We start from the raw sequence: 18181 nt of genomic DNA, 5'->3' as shown, positions 1-18181 counted from the left end.
GTTACCCCCTTTCTTCATGGAAACGACGACATGACCGATAAAGAACGCAATGCCGATCTGGCGGCGCTGATCCTGCGCCTTGTGACCGGCGCCTGGTTCCTGACCCACGGGCTGATCAAGCTGTTCATCTTTACCCCCGCCGGGACCGCGGGTTATTTCCAGTCCATCGGCCTGCCCGGCGCGCTGGGCTATCTGACGATGCTGGCGGAAATCGCGGGCGGGCTGGCCCTGCTGGCCGGGATCGCCACGCGCTGGGTCTCGCTGGTCATGGCGGCTGTGCTGCTGGGCGCCACGATCTTTGGCCACGCGGGCAACGGCTTTACCTTCTCGAACCCCGGCGGCGGCTGGGAATACACCGTGCTTTGGGCGGTGGTGATGGTGGCGCTGTCGCTGCTGGGCGATGGCCGCTGGTCGCTGGTCAAGCGCGCCTGACGAAACGATCTTGCGAAAGGCCGGTCTGGCGCTGGCCTTTCCTTGCGTGCATGGCAGGGTTGATTTGCGCGTCGCCCGCCGAGCCTCTAAGACAGCCGGACCTTTGGGGGGGAGGATTGCCGTGACCGAAGATCACCTGCGCCGGATTCGCCATGCCGGCCTGCGCGAACGTGTCGTCAGCGCCGATCAGGCCGCATCGCTGATCCGCGACGGCATGGTGCTGGGCATGTCCGGGTTCACCCGCGCGGGCGAGGCCAAGGCCGTGCCGATGGCCCTGGCCGAGCGCGCAAAGCGCGCGCCGATGAAAGTCACGCTGATGACCGGGGCCTCGCTTGGCAACGATCTGGACAAGACCATGGCCGAGGCGCATCTGTTGTCGCGCCGCATCCCCTTCATGTCCGACCCCGCCCTGCGCCGCGCCATCAACGCGGGCGAGGTGATGTATATCGACCAGCATCTGTCCGAGACGGTCGAGCAACTGCGCACCTGCCAGCTGCCCCCGGTGGACATCGCCATCGTCGAGGCGGTGGCGATCACCGAGACGGGCGGCATCGTGCCCACCACCTCGGTCGGAAATTCGGCGAGCTTCGCGCTTCTGGCCGAGAAGGTGATCGTGGAGATCAACCTGAGCCAGTCCGAGATGCTGGAGGGGCTGCACGACATCTATATCCCGACCTATCGCCCGACGCGCACGCCGATCCCGGTGGTGTCGCCGGAAAGCCGCGTCGGTTTCCCCTTCATCCCGGTGCCGCCCGAGCGCATCGCGGCCATCGTGGTCTCGACCAAGCTCGACTCGTCCTCGACCGTGCTGGACCCGGATGCCGACACCCGCGCCATCGCCGGCCACCTGACCGAATTCCTGAAGAACGAGGTCGCCCATTCCCGCCTGCCGAGCCACCTGCACCCCTTGCAGGCCGGCATCGGCACGATTGCCAACGCGGTGCTGCACGGCTTCATCGACAGCCCGTTCCACGACCTGACGATGTACAGCGAGGTCCTGCAGGATTCGACCTTCGACCTGATGGACGCGGGCAAGATGGTGTTCGCCTCGGGCTCGTCCATCACGCTGTCGGCGCCGAAATATGCCGAGGTGATGGGACGCTTCCAGGATTACAAACGCAAGCTGATCCTGCGCCCGCAGGAAATCTCCAACCACCCCGAGGTGGTGCGCCGGCTGGGGCTGATCTGCATCAACACGGCGCTGGAGTTCGACATCTACGGAAACGTGAACTCGACCCATGTCATGGGCACGCAGATGATGAACGGCATCGGCGGATCCGGGGATTTCGCGCGCAATGCCTTTCTGTCGGTCTTCGTCAGCAAGTCCATGGCCAAGGGCGGGCGGATCTCCTCGGTGGTACCGATGGTCAGCCATGTCGATCATACCGAACATGACGTGGACATCCTGGTGACCGAACAGGGCCTGGCCGATCTGCGAGGTCTGGCGCCGCGCGAGCGGGCCCGGGTGATCCTGCGGAACTGCGTGGCGCCCGCGTGGCGGGACGCGCTGGAGGATTACCACGAGCGCGCGCTGGCCCGCGGCGGGCATACGCCGCATCTGCTGGAGGAGGCGCTGTCCTGGCACGACCGGCTGCGGCGAACCGGGACGATGCAGCCCGAATAGGCGAACGCCCCGCGTGCTGCGGGGCGTTGCCTTTTGGGTATTTGGAAAACGGTGACGATCACCAGGCCGGGATGACGGCGCCGGTGTATTTGTCCTGGATGTATTTCTTCACCGTGTCCGAGTGGTAGGAGTCGACCAGGGTCTTGGCCCAGGGCGCATCCTTGTCGGCGGTGCGGACGACGATGATGTTCGCATAGGGGCTTTCGGCGGCTTCGATGGCGATGGCGTCCTTTTCCGGGTTGAGGCCGGCTTCCAGCGCGTAGTTCGTGTTGATGATCGCCACGTCTGCATCGGCCAGCGCGCGCGGCAGCTGCGCGGCGTCGAGCTCCAGGAACTTGAGGTTCTTGGCATTTTCCGTCACGTCGAGCGGCGTCGGGGTCAGGCCGGTGCCCTCGGCCAGCGAGATGACGCCCTTGTCCTGCAAGAGAAGCAGCGCGCGGCCGCCGTTGGTCGGGTCGTTCGGCAGCGCGACCTTGCCGCCCTCGGGCAGGTCGTCCAGCGACTTCAGCTTTTCGGAATAGACGCCCATCGGCGTGGTGATGGTCTTGCCGATGGCCACCAGGTCGAAGCCGCGGTCCTTGATCTGCTGGTCCAGATAGGGCTGGTGCTGGAAGCTGTTCGCTTGCAGGTCGCCGTCGTTCAGGGCCTGGTTCGGCACGACGTAGTCGGTGAATTCGACGATGTCGATGTTCAGGCCCTTGTCCTTGGCGACCTTGGCCACCTGCTCCATGATCTCGGCATGTTCGCCGACCGAGACGCCGACCTTGATGTCCTCGGCCGAGGCCATGGCCGCGCTGAGCGCGAGGGCCGAGGCAAAGAGAGCGAGTTTGCGCATGGGGGTTCCTTTCACGGTTTACCGGCCCCGGTTGCGGGGCGCGCGTTTGTCAAAGCGGGATGCGATCCATTCGCCGAGCGATTGGACCGCCTGGACCAGAACGATCAGGATGACGACGACCGCCAGCATCACCTCGGGCATGAAGCGCTGGTAGCCGTAGCGGATGCCAAGGTCGCCCAGGCCCTCGCCGCCGACCGCGCCGACCATGGCCGAATAGCCGATCAGGCTGACCACGGCCAGCGTGAGGCCCAGGATGATGCCGGGCATCGCCTCGGGGATCAGGACCTTGCGCACGATCTGCATGGGGGTGGCGCCCATGGCGCGGGCGGCCTCGATCAGGCCGGCGTCGATTTCGCGGATCGCGGTTTCGATCAGGCGGGCGATGAAGGGGGCGGCTGCGATGGTCAAAGGCACGATGGCGGCGGTGGTGCCGATCGAGGTGCCCGCCAGCAGCCGGGTCAGCGGGATGATCGCCACCACCAGGATGATGAACGGGGTCGAGCGCGCGGCATTGACGATCAGCCCCAGCACGGCGTTCAGCACCGGGGCCGACAGCAGCTCGCCCCGGCGCGAGGTGGCCAGGAAGATGCCCAGCGGCGCGCCGATGATCGTGCCGAGCAGGGTCGACATGGCGACCATGTAAAGCGTCTGCAGGGTCGATTCCCACAGGATCGGGATCAGGTTAGCCGACATAGCCAAGCACCTCGGTCAGAAGCCCGTGTTCTTCCAGGAAGGACCGCGATTCCGCCAGGCGGGACGCGGGCAGGCCGACGATCAGACTGCCAAAGGGCTGGGTGCCGATTTCCTCGATGGCGCCGGCCAGGATGTTGACGCTGACGCCGCGTTCGGCGGTCAGCCGCGCCAGCATCGGGTCGGTCGCGTGGCGGCCGGTGAAGGTGACCTGGACCACCGCCTCGGCCTGATCCGAACCGGGGGTGTCGGTCATCATGCCCTTGACGAAATGCGGGATCGCGACGCCGGTCACGCCTTGCAGGAAGCTGCGCGTGGTCGGGTGCCGGGGCCGGGAAAACACGGCATAGGTCTCGCCCGCTTCGACGATACGCCCAGCCTCGATCACGGCGACATGGGAACAGATGTCGCGCACCACCGCCATTTCATGGGTGATCAGCAGGATGGTCAGGCCCATCTCGCGGTTGATGTCCTGCAGCAGTTCCAGCACCTGCTGCGTGGTGTCGGGGTCAAGCGCCGAGGTCGCCTCGTCCGACAGCAGGACGCGCGGTCCGGTGGCAAGCGCGCGGGCGATGCCGACGCGCTGCTTCTGGCCGCCCGACAGTTCGGCCGGATAGCGCCCGGCCTGCGCACCAAGGCCCACCCGTTCGATCAGTTCGGCCACGCGGGGGGCGATGGCGGCGCGGGGCTCGCCCGCGATCTCCAGCGGCAGGGCGATGTTTTCGGCCACGGTGCGGCTGGAAAGCAGGTTGAAATGCTGGAAGATCATCCCGACCTCGCGCCGGATCGCCTGAAGCCGGCTGTCCGAGGCCGCGCCCACGTCGCGCCCGTGCACGATGACCTGCCCCGAGGACGGCCGCTCCAGCCCGTTGACCATGCGCAGAAGCGTGGACTTGCCCGCCCCGGACCGGCCGATGATCCCGGTGATCGCGCCTTCGGGCACGTCCAGGTCGATGTCGTGCAGCGCCACCACGTCGCCGCCGCGCTTTTGCGGATAGCGGCGCGTCACGCCCCGAAATGAGATTGCCGGCTCTGCCATGATCCTGTCCTGACTGTCAGGCTGACCTATGCGCCACGGCCACCGCTTGGCAAGGGGCCGGGGCAGGGCGGGGCGATGATCGCGTTCCACCCAGGACGCGCCGGGAGGAACCCTGTTCTTTTTCGCGCGCGAAGGGGTCAGCCCAGCCGGTAGTTCGGGCTTTCCCGGGTGATCTGCACGTCGTGGACGTGGCTTTCCTTGAGGCCCGCGCCGGTGATGCGGACGAACTGGCAGCCGCCGCGCATCTCGGCCACGGTGGCGTTGCCGGTATAGCCCATCGCGGCGCGCAGCCCCCCCACCAGCTGATGGATCACCGCGCTGGCCGAGCCCTTGTAGGGCACCTGGCCCTCGATCCCCTCGGGGACCAGCTTGTCGGTGGCCGCGTCCTTCTGGAAATAGCGGTCGGCCGAGCCGCGCGCCATGGCGCCAAGGCTGCCCATGCCGCGATAGGACTTGAAGCTGCGGCCCTGGTACAGGATCACCTCGCCCGGGCTTTCGTCGGTGCCGGCGATGGCGCTGCCGACCATGGCGCAGCTTGCGCCCGCCGCAATGGCCTTGGCGAAGTCGCCCGAGAACTTGATGCCGCCGTCCGCGATCACCGGCACGTCGCCCGCGCCCCGCACCGCGTCCATGATGGCGGTCAGCTGCGGCACGCCGACACCCGCGACGATGCGGGTGGTGCAGATCGAGCCGGGGCCGATCCCCACCTTGATCGCATCGGCGCCGGCGTCGACCAGGGCGCGCGCGGCCTCGCCGGTGGCGACGTTGCCGGCGACGACCTGGACCTCGTTCGACTGGTTCTTGATGCGGGCGACCGCGCGGGCCACGCCTTCGGAATGGCCGTGCGCGGTGTCGATCACGACCATGTCGACGCCGGCGTCGACCAGCGCCATGCTGCGTTCATACCCTTCGTCGCCCACGGTCGAGGCGGCGGCGACCCGCAGCCGGCCCAGTTCGTCCTTGCAGGCCAGCGGGTTCAGCACCGACTGTTCGGTGTCCTTCAGCGTCAAAAGCCCGGTCAGCTTGCCTGCGGCATTGGTGATCAGCAGCTTTTCGATGCGCCGCGCCTTCATCAGGCTGATCGCCTCGGCCCGGTCGGCGGGCTCGCGCAGGATCGCCAGGTTGTCGGCCGTCATCACCGCCTTGACGGGCATGTCGTCGCTGTTGGCGAAGCGCATGTCGCGGTTGGTGATGATGCCGACGACGCGGCCTTCGGCATCGACGACCGGAAAGCCGGTGACGTTGTAGCGTTCCTGCAGCGCCTTGGCGTCGGCCACGGTCTGGTCGGGCGTCAGGGTGATCGGGTTGTAGACAATGCCGGATTCAAAGCGCTTGACGCGGCGCACCTCGTCGGCCTGCTGGTCGGCGGTCAGATTGCGGTGGATCACGCCGATGCCGCCGGCCTGGGCCATGGCGATGGCCATGCGGCTTTCGGTCACGGTGTCCATCGCGCTGGAGAGCAGGGGAATGTTCATGCGGATCTGCCGGGTGACGAAGGTCGTCACATCGGCGGTGGACGGCATCACCGAGGACGCCGCAGGAACCAGAAGAACGTCATCGAAGGTCAAAGCCTCACGAATCTGCATGGGAGCATCCTTGTCAGGGGTTCGTTTGGCAGTTTCCCATTTCACGGGCGGAACCGAATGTCCAGTGCGGCCGCACACCCGCCGCGCGACCCGTGCCGCTTGCCCCAGTGTGGCGAAGTGGCCGCAGGAACACCCGTAAAACGCGAACCGACGTGGGGCGCCGCGTCAGAAGGATGATAACATTGACGCAAGCCATTGGGCTGCCGCACGCTTTGTCCGGGTTCCTTGGAACCGTTTGGGGGAGGAAGACATGAAATATCTGATAACCGGGATCGGCCTGCTGCTGGGCAGCACCGCACCGGTTCTGGCCGGAGGAATCGAGCGGGCGCCGCAGTCGCTGGCCCCCCTGTTCGAGGAGGGAGATTACGTCGAACTGAGCTTTGGCGGGGTCGATCCGGACGTGTCGGGCCGCGACCTGGCGCTGTTCGGCGGGCGCGGCACCGGGGACGTGGCGCAAGGCTATGGCTTCGCCGGCATCGCCTACAAGCACCAGTTCAACCCGAACCTGTCGGGCGCCTTCATCATGGAGCAGCCCTTCGGCGCGGACATCCGCTATCCCGGGGGCGAATCGATTGCCCTGGGCGGCACCTTCGTCGAGGTGAACTCGACCACCTACACGGCCCTGCTGCGCTGGAAGTTCGAGAACAACTTCTCGGTCCATGGCGGTATTCGCGGGTCGCGCGCCGACGGCGTCGTGGGGTTGAACGGGGCGGCCTACGGCCCGCTTGCGGGCTATCAGGTGGACCTGGACGGCGCCTGGGGCATGGGCTGGGTCGCGGGCGTCGCCTATGAGCGGCCCGACATCGCGGCGCGTGTCTCGCTGACCTACAACTCGCCCATCGAGCATGATTTCGACACGACCGAAACCCACCCGCTGGTCGGTGCGGTCGGCAGCGAGACGACGGTCAAGACCCCGCGGTCCTGGTTGCTCGAAGGGCAGACCGGCATCGCGCCCGACACGCTGCTGTTCGGCTCGATCCGCTGGGTGAACTGGTCCGAGTTCAAGGTCGAGCCGGTCTTGCTGGTCGGCGCCCCGCCCGCCGGCTTCGGCGTCGAGGGCGGGCTGGTCGAGCTTGAGGACACGACCACCTACACCATCGGCGTCGGCCGCAAGTTCACCGAGAACTGGTCGGGCTCGGTCTCGGTCATGTACGAACCCGACGGCGATGACCTGGTGTCGCCCCTGGCGCCCACCAACGGGCGCAAGGGCGTCACGCTGGCTGCGATCTATACGCAGGACAGCTTCAAGGTCACGACCGGCGTCAGCTATGTGAAGCTGGGCGATGCCTATGCCGAAACCGGCACGCCGGACGAGGCCCGCGCGCGCATGTCGGGCAACCATGCCTGGGGCGTGGGTGTCCGCGTCGGCTATCACTTCTGATCCGGGACCGGGCCGCGCCGGACCATCCCGGCGGCCCGGTTCATCCCTGGAAAGCGCTCTGACCGCACCGGCCCTTCTTCCGGTGCGGTCTTGCATTTCCGTCGCGCGCCACGGCGCAGTGCCACCGGCCTGACGGGGCCGCCGCCCAAGCGCCGCGTTCTGCCGTGCGTCAGGATAGGTCGCGGGGCAGAAAGGACAATTTTCCCGCCGATGTCACCTTACCGTCACCTGTGGTGGGTAGCAGGGCGCCGTGAGCTTCGGCTCGGACGAGATTCAAACGAGGCAGGAATGCGCGCTCTGATTACCGCTTTGGCGGCCACCACGATGTTTACCCCGGTCGCGCAGGCGGCGACGATCATGCCGCTGGACCGCGCGACGATCCTCGCGGCCTCGCCTTTCGACTTCAAGGTCGAACTGGACGCCGTCCACCCCGAGACCGAGATCGCCGTGACCGTGAACGGCCAGCCCTATGCCGAGGTCTTCGGCAAGCCCGCCGATTATGTGGCCGAGGAAAAGGACGAGGACGGCAAGATCCTGGGCTCGGCCCTGATCCTGCGCGGCCTGGCCCTGGCCCAGGCGGGGGATTACACGGTCGAGGTCAAGGCCGGCGACGAAAGCAAGACCGTCACCTGGACCGTCTATGCCACCCCCGAGACCGCCAAGGCCAAGAACGTGATCTTCATGGTCGCGGACGGGCTGTCGGTCGCGCACCGCACCGCCGCCCGGATCATGTCCAAGGGCATGACCGAGGGCAAGGCCGACGGCCGGCTGGCGATGGACGACCTGGACCACATGGCCTTCATCGGCACCTCCTCGACGCATTCCATCGCGACCGACTCGGCCAACACCATGTCGGCCTACATGACCGGGCACAAAAGCCGGGTGAACGCGCTGGGCGTCTATGCCGACCGCACCGCGCCCAGCCAGGACGACCCCAAGGTCGAAACCATCGCCGAGGCGCTGCGCCGCACCGGCGGCCGTTCGGTGGGCGTCGTCACCACCTCGGAACTGCAGGACGCGACGCCTGCGGCGGTGGTCGCCCACACCCGCAAGCGCGCGGACAAGGCCGATATCGTCGGCATGTTCTACCAGGTCCAGCCCGAGGTGATGCTGGGCGGCGGCTCGGCCTATTTCCTGAAGTCGGACGTGCCCGGCTCGAAACGCAAGGACGATCAGGACTATGTCCAGATGTTCCGCGACGCGGGCTATACGCTGGCGACCGACGCGGCCGAGCTTGACGCCGCGCGCGGCACCAACAGCGGCAAGATCCTGGGCCTGTTCCACACCGGCAACATGGACACCTGGCTGGACCGCAACCAGCTGAAGAAGGGCACCGTCGACAAGCTCCCGAACCAGCCTGGCCTAGTCGAGATGACCCAGGTCGCGCTGGACCAGCTGTCCAGGGACGAAGACGGCTTCTTCCTGATGGTCGAGGCTGCCTCGGTCGACAAGATGTCGCACCCGCTGGACTGGGACCGCGCCGTGGTCGAGACGATCGAGTTTGACAAGGCCGTGGCCGTCGCCCGCGACTTCGCCGCCCAGCACCCCGACACGCTGGTGGTGGTGACGGGCGATCATACGCATGGCGTTTCGATCATCGGCACCATCGACGACGACAAGGACGTGGCCGATGCACGCGAAAAGGTCGGCGTCTATGACGACGCAGGCTTCCCGAACTATGTGGACGAGAACGCCGACGGCTTCCCGGATGCGATCAACCCGTCGCGCCGGCTGGCGATCTTCTCCAGCAACTTCCCCGACTATTACGAAACCTGGAGCCCCAAGCTCGACGGTCCCTTCGTTCCGGCGATCCAGAACGACAAGGGCGAATATGTCGCGAACGAGGCCTACAAGGACCTGCCGGGCGCGGTGCTGCGCGTGGGCAACCTGCCGCGCGAGAACGACACCGGCGTCCATGCGGTCGACGACATCGTGCTGCAGGCTACGGGCCCGGGGGCCGAGGCCTTCAAGGGCTACATGGAGCAGTCGGACGTCTACCGCGTGCTGGCCGATGCCATGGCGCTGGGTGCGCCGGCGCAGTGACGACAGCGGCCCGTCCCGGTGCAGCCGGGCGGGCCACCCTGACAGGAGGCAGCGATGATCCGCACGCACACCCTGACCCGCAGGAGCTGCCTGGCCGGCCTGGCCGGGCTTTCCCTGATCCGGCCCGCCCATGCGGCGGCGCCCGCGCTGACCTTTGACGAGCTTTACGGCAAGTTCAGCGCGCTGGGACTGGAGTTTTCCGACAAGGTCAAGGCCCTGACCGGCCAGCAGGTCGCGATCCAGGGCTTCATGGCGCCCCCCTTGAAGGCCGAGGCGCAATTCTTTGTCCTGACCGAGATCCCGATGGCGCTGTGCCCGTTCTGCTCGACCGACGCGGACTGGCCCGACAACATCATGGTCGTCTATCTGGACCGCCGCCAGACCTTCACGAATCCGAACCAGCCGATCGAGGCGCGGGGGGTGCTGGAACGCGGCTCGTGGACCGATCCCGACACCGGCTTCGTCAGCCAGCTTCGGTTGCGCGGCGCGCGTTACGAACGGGTCTGAGCGCATGCTTTCACTTGCCCTCACCGGCGTCGAGGTTGCCTATCCGGGGCTCGAGGCGCCGGTCCTGGCGCTGCCGACCCTGCACATCGCGGCGGGCGAGCATGTGGCCGTCACCGGCCCCTCGGGGTCGGGAAAATCGACGCTGGTCAATGTGATCACGGGGCTCGAGCGTCCTGCGCGCGGGCGCGTGGTCTGGTCGGGCACCGACATCGCCGCCTTGTCCGAAGGACGGCGCGACCGCTGGCGCGGCGCGAACGTCGGGCTGGTCATGCAGGATTTCCACCTGTTTCCGGGGCTTTCGGCGCTGGACAACGTGGCCTTGCCGGCGCGGCTGGCGCGTGCCTTCCAGCCTTCCATGGCCCAGCGCGCGCGCGACCTGCTGGCGCGCCTTGGCCTGCAAAAGCCCGCCCAGATGATCGAGACCATGTCGCGGGGCGAGATGCAGCGCGTGGCCATCGCCCGCGCCCTGCTGCGCAATCCCGGGCTGATCGTGGCGGACGAGCCGACCGCCAGCCTGGACCCCCGCAATGCGGACCTGATCGGCACCCTGCTGCTGGAGCTTGCCGCCCAGGCCGGGGCCACGCTGGTCGTCGTCTCGCATGACGCGCGGCTGACCGCGCGGCTGGGCCGGCAGGTCCGGCTGCACCAAGGCCGCATCGCCGCCGACGGTCTGGCGAGGGCTGCCTGACATGATGGGATTCATCCTGGCCGACCTGCGTCGGCTGCGCCTCGGCTCGGCGCTGATCGTGGCGCTGGTGGCGCTGGCTGTGGCGCTTGGCGTCGCCGTCACCTTGCAGGAACGGGCGCTGCGGCTGGGCAGCGCGCGGGCTTCGGACAAGTTCGACCTGGTGATCGGCGCGCCGGGCAGCGAAACGCAGCTGGTGCTGTCCACCGTGTTCCTGCAGCCGGCCGCCCTGCCGCTGGTGTCGGGCGACGTGCTGGCGGCATTGCAGGCCGATCCGCGCGTGGCTTGGGCGGCGCCCGTGGGCTTCGGCGATTTCGCGGACGGTCATCCGGTGGTCGGCACCACCACGGTGCTGCTGGAAAGCACCGCGCCGGGCCTGGCGCAGGGGCGCATGTTCCAGTCCGGGTTCGAGGCAGTCCTGGGCGCGGCCGTCGACCTGCCGCTGGGGGCCGAGATCACCCCCACCCATGGCCAGCTGCATCAGGGCGGCCACGCGCACGAGGACGTGCATTACCATGTGACCGGCCGGCTGCTGCCCACCGGCACGTCCTGGGACCGCGCCATCCTGGTGCCGATCTCCTCGGTCTGGTCGGTGCACGGCATGGGCGAGGAGCACCACGACCACGATCACGACCATGACCACGCGGGCGCGCCCCTGGTCGAGCGCTGGGAGCCGGGCCAGGCGCCGGGGCTCCCCGCGATCCTGGTCAAGCCGAACAGCATCGCCGACGCCTATCGGCTGCGCCAGGACTACCGGGCCGAGGGCCGGACGCTCGCCATCTTTCCGGGCGAGGTGCTGACCGGGCTTTACGGTCTGCTCGGCGATGCGCGCCGCGTGCTGGGGGTGGTGTCGGCCGGGGCGCTTGCGCTGGTTGCGGCCGCGCTGGTGATGGTGACGGTCATCCACATCGGCCAGCGGCGGCGCCAGATCGGCGCCTTGCGGGCCTTCGGGGCGCCGGGCCCGGCCATCTTCGGCGTGGTCTGGACCGAGCTTTTCCTGCTGTTCGGCACCGGCATCGTGCTGGGATTCGCCGCCGGCTATCTGGCGTCCCTGCTGATGTCGCGGGCCATCTCTCGGGCGCAGGGCTTTGTCCTGCCGGTGGGCTTCGCCCCGCAGGACCTGGCCATGTTCCTGGTCCTGCTGGGGTTTTCGGCGCTGGCCGCGGCGGTTCCGGCCTGGCTTGCCTATCGCCAGCCCCCGGCGGCGGCGCTGTGGGGGTAAGGCGTCCATCCTATCTTAACCCTTGCGCGCTAGACCTGCGGCTGTCGTCCTGTCGCGGGGGTTCATGCGGATACTCTCCCTTCTTGTCCTGATGCTCTCCTGCCTGTCCGCCGGCGCGGGGCAGGGGGCCGTCCCCCCCGCGGCCGAGGTTTGCGAATGGGCGACCCAGCAGGCCGCGCGGGAAAGCGGCGTGCCCCCCGACATCCTGGGCGCCCTGACCCTGACCGAGACGGGGCGGCGCATGGACGGCGTCGTCCGCCCTTGGGCCTGGAGCGCGAATGCCGAGGGCGAGGGGACCTGGTTCGACGACCCGCAAAGCGCCATCGCCTTTGCGCAGGATCGCGTGGCGCAGGGGCGCACCAACCTCGACATCGGCTGCTTCCAGCTGAACTTCCGCTGGCACGGCGAAAACTTCGCCTCGGTCGCGCAGATGTTCGACCCCCTAGAAAACGCGCGCTACGCCGCCCGCTTCGTCAGCCAGCTTTACGCCGAAACGGGTGACTGGCGTGCCGCCGCCGGGGCGTTCCACTCTCGCACCCGGGTCCATGCCGACCGCTATCTGGCGCGGTTCGACGAATTGCGGGCCATGCTGCGCGGGCGCGGCTTTCAGGGCATGACCGGATCGCCCGAAACCTACAACAGCTTCGCTTCGATCGCCTCGGGCAGCCGCGCGCGGGTGCGGGAACGGGTGATGCTGCTGGGCGCGCCCCTGGGGACGGAGGTGACGGGCACGCCGGGTTCGCTTGCCGCCATCGGTGCGGGGCGGGGGCCGTCGCTTGGCGCGACACGCGGGCCGCTGATCCTGGCGCGGGCGGCGGGGCCGCTGTTCGGCCAGGCCGATCCGCCGCCCCTGCCGCCCTGAGCGATTGACAAGCGCGCCTGCAGCGTCTTTCTGGGCGGACCCCTGACGCGGAGCCCGTCATGACCCCTGCCGCGCGCGCCGAGGCCGCGATCACCATTCTGGACCGGATCCTGGCCGGAGACCCGGCCGAGCCCGCGCTGCTGCGCTGGTCGCGCGCCAGCCGCTATGCCGGCTCGGGCGACCGCGCCGCGGTGCGCGATCTGGTCTTCGATGCGCTGCGCCGCAAGCGCTCGCGCGCGGCGCTGGGTGGGGCGATGACCGGGCGCGGGCTCATCCTGGGGATGTGCCGCGACCAGGGGCTGGACCCCGCTGCCCTGTTCACCGGCGAAGGCCATGCCCCGGCCCCCCTGACGGCCGAGGAACGGGCCGCGGGCCGCCCCCCGACCCCGGCCGAGGCGCGCGACCTGCCCGACTGGCTGCTGCCCCTCTGGGACGCCTCGCTGGGCGCGCGGGCCGAGGCCGTGGCCCAGGCCATGCGCGACCGCGCCTCGGTCTGGCTGCGGGCCAACACGCTGCGCGCCTCGCCCCAGCAGGCGGTCGCCGCGCTGGCCGAGGAGGGAATCGCGACCGAAACCGCGGCAACCCTGCCCACGGCGCTGAGGGTGATCGACGGCGCACGCCGCATCGCCGGCTCGCGCGCCTATCGCGAGGGCTTGGTCGAGCTTCAGGACCTGTCGCCGCAACGCGCCTGCGCGGCCCTGCCCCTGGAAGGGAGCGTGCTGGATTACTGTTCGGGCGGCGGCGGCAAGGCCCTGGCGCTGGCCGCCCGCGGGGCCCGCGCCGTCACCGCCCATGACGTCGATGCCGCGCGCATGACCGATCTTCCGGCGAGGGCCGCGCGGGCCGGGGCGCGCATCCGCATCGCCCCGCCCGGAGGGGTGCGCGGGCACTTCGACCTGGTGGTGGCCGACGTGCCCTGTTCCGGCAGCGGCACCTGGCGGCGCACGCCCGACGCCAAATGGCGGCTGACGCCCCAGGGCTTCGCCGATCTTCTTGACCTGCAGGCGGCCATCCTGGCCCAAGCGGCCGGGTTCGTCGCGGCGGGCGGTGCGCTGGCCTACATGACCTGTTCCCTGCTCGAGCCCGAGAACGGCGAGACGGTCCGCCGCTTCCTCGCGCAAGCCCCCTTCTCCCTGGTCGAGGAGCGGCGTTTCCTGCCGCCCGCGGACTCGGATGGATTCTACCTGGCGTTGATCAGACGGGATTAACCTGCCATTAACCCGGGGTGGATATGGAGGGCCGCACAAGCCGCCGTACAGGGGACCCCATGGCATCGACCCGCCCGGAAACATCGCGCTCGGCCCAGCTTCTGGTGCCCTATCTTTCGATGCCGCTGGTCATCGGATCGCTGTGGATCGCGCTGGCTCCGCATGGTCTGGTCGCGCTCGCGGTGCTGACGGCGGGCAGCGCGGCGTTGGCCTGCTACATGCTGGGCGGGGTCATTGCCGGGCTGCAGGTCCGCCGCGACCTTGCCCTGCGGCGCGCGGTGGCGCGGCTGCAGCCGGCGCTGGCCGGGCATGACGGGCCGGCCCTGGCCGTGGGACCCGACGGCGCGATCCTGGCCCAGAACGACGTCGCGCTGGCCTGCCTGGGACCGGCCGTCGGCCGCAGGATCGAGGATCTGATGGCCAGCCGCCGGGCCGAGCCGCGCTCGGCCTGGCAGGACCTGTGCATCGCCCTGGCGCGGAACGGCCGCACAAGCGCCGAGCTGGGGGACACGGGCAGCTTCATGGTGACGCGGGCGCCGGGCTCGGAGCTGCAGCACTGGCAGGGCGAGCGCCAGCCCGCGCCGGCGTTCTCCGCCCCGCCGCCTCCGGGCCGGGACGATTTCGACAGCCTGCCGGTGGCACTGCTGACGCTGGACGCCGCCGCCACGATCCTGCGCGCGAACCTGGCCGCGCGCGAGCTTCTGGGCGCGGACCTGCCCGGCCAGTCGCTTTCTGCCCTGTTCGACGGGCTCGGCCGCGAGATCGGCGACTGGGTGGCGGATGTCTGCGCCGGCCGCACCATCGGCGGCGCCGAGGTCGTCCACCTGAAGGCCGGCGGCCCGGACCGCTTCGTCCAGATCAGCCTGTCGCATGGCGCAGGCGATTACGTCACCGCCGTCCTGTCCGACGCAAGCGCGCTGAAAACGCTCGAGGCGCAATTCGTCCAAAGCCAGAAGATGCAGGCCATCGGCCAGCTTGCCGGCGGCATCGCGCATGACTTCAACAACCTGCTGACCGCGATCACCGGGCATTGCGACCTTCTGATGCTGCGCCACGACAAGGCCGACCCCGATTACGCCGACCTGGACCAGATCAGCCAGAACGCCAACCGCGCGGCGGCGCTGGTCCGGCAGTTGCTGGCGTTTTCGCGCAAGCAGACGCTCAAGCCCCAGATCATGGACCTGCGCGACACGCTGTCGGACCTGACCCACCTGCTGAACCGCCTGGTGGGGGAACGGATCGTGCTGACCTTCGATCACGATCCGCAGCTGCGCATGATCCGCGCAGATCGCCGGCAGCTGGAACAGGTCATCATGAACCTGGTGGTGAACGCGCGCGACGCCATGCCCGGCGGCGGCGACATCACGGTCAGCACCGACAACCTGCGCCTGGACGGCGCGACCGAGATCGGGCGCGCCACCCTGCCGGCGGGGGATTACGTCCGCGTCCAGGTCCGCGACCGCGGCTGCGGCATCCCGGCCGAGGACCTGGCCAAGATCTTCGAGCCCTTCTACACCACCAAGCGCACGGGCGAGGGGACCGGACTTGGCCTGTCCACCGCCTATGGCATCGTCAAGCAGACCGGGGGCTATATCTTTTGCGACAGCACCCTGGGCGAGGGCAGCACCTTTTCGCTGTTCTTCCCGGCCCATGACCGCGACGCGGCCGAGGCGCCCGAACCGGAAAAGCCCCGCCCCGCCAAGCGCCCGCGCCGCGATGTCGAGGCCACCGTCCTGCTGGTCGAGGACGAGGCCCCGGTCCGCGCCTTCGCCAGCCGCGCGCTGAAGCTGCAGGGCTTCAACGTGCTCGAGGCCGCCTGCGCCGAGGACGCCCTGGCGCTGCTGTCCGACCAGCGCCTGAACGTGGACGTCTTCGTCACCGATGTCGTGATGCCGGGCATGGACGGGCCGGCCTGGGTCAGGACCGCGCTGCGCGACCGGCCGCAGACCCGCGTCATCTTCATGTCGGGCTATGCCGAGGATGTCTTTGCCGACGGCCGCCCGTCGGTGCCGCATTCGGCCTTCCTGCCCAAGCCCTTCTCGTTGTCGGACCTGACGGCGCTGGTCAGCCGCCAGCTCGAGATGGGGCCGGTCCCGGCGGGCGGTCAGAGCGAATCGTAAAGCGCCACGTCGCGCTCCATGACCTGGCGCAGCCGCGTCTCTTGCGGCTCGTCCAGCGAGACGTCGACCGCGGGCGGCACGTTGACCCGCGGCAGGCTGATCGCGCAGTCCAGCCGGTCCTCGAGGAAATGGGTGAAGGCCTCGATGTCCTCATAGCGGAAGATGCGGTCCACCCGGTCCCCGTCCCGGGTCAGAAAGCCCGACTGCGAGCCGATCTCCCGGTCCTCGTGACCGGCATAGGCCTGGGCGAAATCGGCAAAGCTGACCCCGGTCATGGCGTGGTCCGGGTCGTCCATGTCGTCGCGCAGCCGAAAGCGGTACCAGCTGCGCAGCCAGTCGATCGGTTCGCGCATCAGGGCGACGGTGGTGAAGCCCTCGCCCGCCATCGCCTGCAGCCAGGGCTCGATATGGCCGCGGTAATGGGCAAGGTTCGTATGCTTGAGGGCCGCGGGCCGCTGCACGGCCACGTTGGCCAGGGCTTCGAGCGCGGCCTCGATCGCGGTCGAGCCCGCCTTGGGCGTGGCCAGGAACACCAGGCGCTTTTCCCAGAAAATCAACATGCAGCAGGCCATCCGTCCGTCGTCGCAAGCGGCATGGGGATAAACCCCCGGCGCAGGGCTGTAAACCGTTTCTTAACCCCTGCGGCGGATGCTGGGAAAGCGGGGCCGGCGCGGGGCCGCGAATCGCGGGCGATCTTGCAATTTGATGCAAAAGCGCCCAAATAGGAACAACCCGTGAACATCGTTGCGGGCGGGCACAGATTGCCCCGGCCTTCGGGGTGTGTGATAAGCATGAGGACGGCATGGCAGGGGCAACTCTTTTCGACATGAACGACAAGCGCTCGGCAGACAAGCAAAAGGCGCTGGACAGCGCGCTCGCACAGATCGAGCGGCAGTTCGGCAAGGGCTCCATCATGAAGCTGGGGGCCGACAATCCCGTGGCCGAGATCGAGGCGACCTCGACCGGCTCGCTGGGGCTCGACATCGCGCTGGGGATCGGCGGCCTGCCCAAGGGCCGCATCATCGAGATCTTCGGCCCGGAAAGCTCGGGCAAGACCACGCTGACGCTGCATGTGGTGGCCGAGGAACAGAAGAAGGGCGGCGTCTGCGCCTTCGTCGACGCCGAACACGCGCTGGATCCGCAATACGCCAAGAAGCTGGGCGTGAACCTGGACGAGCTCCTGATCAGCCAGCCCGACACGGGCGAACAGGCGCTGGAGATCGTCGACACGCTGGTGCGCTCGGGCGCGGTGAACCTGGTGGTGGTCGACTCGGTCGCGGCGCTGACGCCCAAGTCCGAGATCGAGGGCGACATGGGCGACATGCAGATGGGCAGCCAGGCCCGTCTGATGAGCCAGGCGATGCGCAAGCTGACCGCCAGCATCGGCCGCTCGAACTGCATGGTGATCTTCATCAACCAGATCCGCATGAAGATCGGCGTGATGTTCGGCAACCCGGAAACCACGACCGGGGGCAACGCGCTGAAGTTCTACGCCTCGGTCCGGCTCGACATCCGCCGCACCGGCGCGATCAAGGACCGCGACGAGGTGGTCGGCAACGCCACCCGCGTCAAGGTGGTCAAGAACAAGGTGGCGCCGCCCTTCCGCCAGGTCGAATTCGACATCATGTATGGCGAGGGGATCTCCAAGGTCGGCGAGTTGATCGACCTGGGCATCAAGGCCGGCGTGGTCGAGAAATCGGGCAGCTGGTATTCCTATGGCGACGAACGCATCGGCCAGGGCCGCGAGAACGCCAAGCAGTATCTGCGCGACCATCCCGAGGTGTCCTTCGCCATCGAGGACAAGATCCGCGCCAGCCACGGCCTGGATTTCGGCGCGACCGAGGACAGCGACGACAGCCTGACCGAGGAGTGATCCGAGGCCTTGGCCGGACAGGATGCGCGGGGCCTCCCCGCGCATTTCCCATGTTCGGGGGCCGCGTCGGCGCA

The 18181-nt window shown here is 68.6% G+C and carries 16 protein-coding genes; 11 read left to right on the top strand and 5 right to left on the bottom strand.

From position 1 onward, the window contains the following. The first annotated feature begins 30 nt into the window (after positions 1 to 30). Positions 31 to 432 carry a DoxX family protein gene (locus BU28_RS0104010; protein ID WP_028718311.1) on the top strand — a complete coding sequence of 134 codons (402 nt, stop codon included), beginning with the start codon at positions 31 to 33 and terminating at the stop codon, positions 430 to 432. Between the two features lie 121 nt (positions 433 to 553). After that, complete coding sequence (gene scpC, locus BU28_RS0104005) at positions 554 to 2056, top strand: succinyl-CoA:acetate CoA-transferase ScpC (protein ID WP_028718310.1); 1503 nt, start codon at positions 554 to 556, stop codon at positions 2054 to 2056. Positions 2057 to 2114: 58 nt separating this feature from the next. Here the strand turns inward: scpC and BU28_RS0104000 are convergent, their stop codons facing one another. The 4 genes from BU28_RS0104000 to guaB form a co-directional block, all read right to left on the bottom strand. Further along, positions 2115 to 2891: a MetQ/NlpA family ABC transporter substrate-binding protein gene (locus BU28_RS0104000; RefSeq protein ID WP_028718309.1), complete on the bottom strand. Its 777-nt coding sequence runs from the start codon at positions 2889 to 2891 to the stop codon at positions 2115 to 2117. A gap of 18 nt (positions 2892 to 2909) precedes the next feature. After that, positions 2910 to 3584, bottom strand: coding sequence for a methionine ABC transporter permease (locus BU28_RS0103995; protein ID WP_028718308.1), 675 nt, complete (start codon positions 3582 to 3584; stop codon positions 2910 to 2912). After that, the gene (locus BU28_RS0103990) at positions 3574 to 4620 is read right to left on the bottom strand and encodes a methionine ABC transporter ATP-binding protein (RefSeq protein WP_028718307.1); all 1047 of its coding nucleotides are present in this window, start codon (positions 4618 to 4620) and stop codon (positions 3574 to 3576) included. Before BU28_RS0103990 ends, BU28_RS0103995 begins: the two co-directional genes overlap by 11 nt. Before the next feature lie 137 nt (positions 4621 to 4757). Continuing rightward, positions 4758 to 6206, bottom strand: a complete 1449-nt coding sequence (gene guaB / locus BU28_RS0103985) for an IMP dehydrogenase (RefSeq protein ID WP_028718306.1) — start codon at positions 6204 to 6206, stop codon at positions 4758 to 4760. 250 nt (positions 6207 to 6456) lie between these two features. On the opposite strand from guaB, the gene BU28_RS0103980 reads away from it, so the two are divergent. From BU28_RS0103980 to BU28_RS21950, 8 genes are all read left to right on the top strand, one after another. Beyond that, complete coding sequence (locus tag BU28_RS0103980) at positions 6457 to 7587, top strand: OmpP1/FadL family transporter (RefSeq protein ID WP_028718305.1); 1131 nt, start codon at positions 6457 to 6459, stop codon at positions 7585 to 7587. A 288-nt stretch (positions 7588 to 7875) separates the two neighbouring features. Further along, positions 7876 to 9630 carry an alkaline phosphatase gene (locus tag BU28_RS0103975; RefSeq protein WP_028718304.1) on the top strand — a complete coding sequence of 585 codons (1755 nt, stop codon included), beginning with the start codon at positions 7876 to 7878 and terminating at the stop codon, positions 9628 to 9630. A 54-nt stretch (positions 9631 to 9684) separates the two neighbouring features. After that, complete coding sequence (locus BU28_RS0103970; protein ID WP_028718303.1) at positions 9685 to 10137, top strand: hypothetical protein; 453 nt, start codon at positions 9685 to 9687, stop codon at positions 10135 to 10137. 4 nt (positions 10138 to 10141) lie between these two features. Continuing rightward, the gene (locus BU28_RS0103965) at positions 10142 to 10825 is read left to right on the top strand and encodes an ABC transporter ATP-binding protein (RefSeq protein WP_028718302.1); all 684 of its coding nucleotides are present in this window, start codon (positions 10142 to 10144) and stop codon (positions 10823 to 10825) included. 1 nt (position 10826) lies between these two features. Continuing rightward, positions 10827 to 12044, top strand: coding sequence for an ABC transporter permease (locus BU28_RS0103960; protein WP_028718301.1), 1218 nt, complete (start codon positions 10827 to 10829; stop codon positions 12042 to 12044). Between the two features lie 64 nt (positions 12045 to 12108). Further along, positions 12109 to 12906, top strand: coding sequence for a lysozyme family protein (locus BU28_RS21955; RefSeq protein WP_051577701.1), 798 nt, complete (start codon positions 12109 to 12111; stop codon positions 12904 to 12906). Positions 12907 to 12965: 59 nt separating this feature from the next. Continuing rightward, positions 12966 to 14114 (top strand): RsmB/NOP family class I SAM-dependent RNA methyltransferase, encoded by a 1149-nt coding sequence (locus BU28_RS0103950; protein ID WP_028718300.1) that lies wholly within the window; start codon positions 12966 to 12968, stop codon positions 14112 to 14114. 59 nt (positions 14115 to 14173) lie between these two features. Continuing rightward, entirely contained in the window at positions 14174 to 16234 is a 2061-nt protein-coding gene (locus BU28_RS21950; protein ID WP_051577700.1) for an ATP-binding protein, read from the top strand. Here the strand turns inward: BU28_RS21950 and BU28_RS0103940 are convergent. Then, entirely contained in the window at positions 16219 to 16794 is a 576-nt protein-coding gene (locus BU28_RS0103940) for a sulfotransferase family 2 domain-containing protein (protein ID WP_028718299.1), read from the bottom strand. The two genes, BU28_RS21950 and BU28_RS0103940, sit on opposite strands and share 16 nt — an antisense overlap. Positions 16795 to 17036: 242 nt before the next feature. Here BU28_RS0103940 and recA point away from each other — a divergent pair, with 242 nt between their 5' ends. Further along, a complete protein-coding gene (gene recA, locus BU28_RS0103935; RefSeq protein ID WP_028718298.1) occupies positions 17037 to 18107 on the top strand; it encodes a recombinase RecA in 1071 nt (356 codons plus the stop codon). Positions 18108 to 18181: the final 74 nt, after the last annotated feature.

The organism is Paracoccus yeei ATCC BAA-599 (assembly GCF_000622145.1).
In the GTDB taxonomy this organism is placed as follows: Bacteria; Pseudomonadota; Alphaproteobacteria; order Rhodobacterales; family Rhodobacteraceae; genus Paracoccus; species Paracoccus yeei.
Note: the sequence above shows the minus strand (reverse complement) of the source record. Positions and strands in the feature narration are given on the sequence as shown.

Coding starts and splice junctions, on each gene's coding strand:
- BU28_RS0104010 (WP_028718311.1), top strand. CDS start 31: ATGACCGATAAAGAACGCAATGCCGATCTGGCGGCGCTGATCCTGCGC.
- BU28_RS0104000 (WP_028718309.1), bottom strand. CDS start 2,891: ATGCGCAAACTCGCTCTCTTTGCCTCGGCCCTCGCGCTCAGCGCGGCC.
- BU28_RS0103995 (WP_028718308.1), bottom strand. CDS start 3,584: ATGTCGGCTAACCTGATCCCGATCCTGTGGGAATCGACCCTGCAGACG.
- BU28_RS0103990 (WP_028718307.1), bottom strand. CDS start 4,620: ATGGCAGAGCCGGCAATCTCATTTCGGGGCGTGACGCGCCGCTATCCG.
- guaB (WP_028718306.1), bottom strand. CDS start 6,206: ATGCAGATTCGTGAGGCTTTGACCTTCGATGACGTTCTTCTGGTTCCT.
- BU28_RS0103980 (WP_028718305.1), top strand. CDS start 6,457: ATGAAATATCTGATAACCGGGATCGGCCTGCTGCTGGGCAGCACCGCA.
- BU28_RS0103975 (WP_028718304.1), top strand. CDS start 7,876: ATGCGCGCTCTGATTACCGCTTTGGCGGCCACCACGATGTTTACCCCG.
- BU28_RS0103970 (WP_028718303.1), top strand. CDS start 9,685: ATGATCCGCACGCACACCCTGACCCGCAGGAGCTGCCTGGCCGGCCTG.
- BU28_RS0103965 (WP_028718302.1), top strand. CDS start 10,142: ATGCTTTCACTTGCCCTCACCGGCGTCGAGGTTGCCTATCCGGGGCTC.
- BU28_RS0103960 (WP_028718301.1), top strand. CDS start 10,827: ATGATGGGATTCATCCTGGCCGACCTGCGTCGGCTGCGCCTCGGCTCG.
- BU28_RS21955 (WP_051577701.1), top strand. CDS start 12,109: ATGCGGATACTCTCCCTTCTTGTCCTGATGCTCTCCTGCCTGTCCGCC.
- BU28_RS0103950 (WP_028718300.1), top strand. CDS start 12,966: ATGACCCCTGCCGCGCGCGCCGAGGCCGCGATCACCATTCTGGACCGG.
- BU28_RS21950 (WP_051577700.1), top strand. CDS start 14,174: ATGGCATCGACCCGCCCGGAAACATCGCGCTCGGCCCAGCTTCTGGTG.
- BU28_RS0103940 (WP_028718299.1), bottom strand. CDS start 16,794: ATGTTGATTTTCTGGGAAAAGCGCCTGGTGTTCCTGGCCACGCCCAAG.
- recA (WP_028718298.1), top strand. CDS start 17,037: ATGGCAGGGGCAACTCTTTTCGACATGAACGACAAGCGCTCGGCAGAC.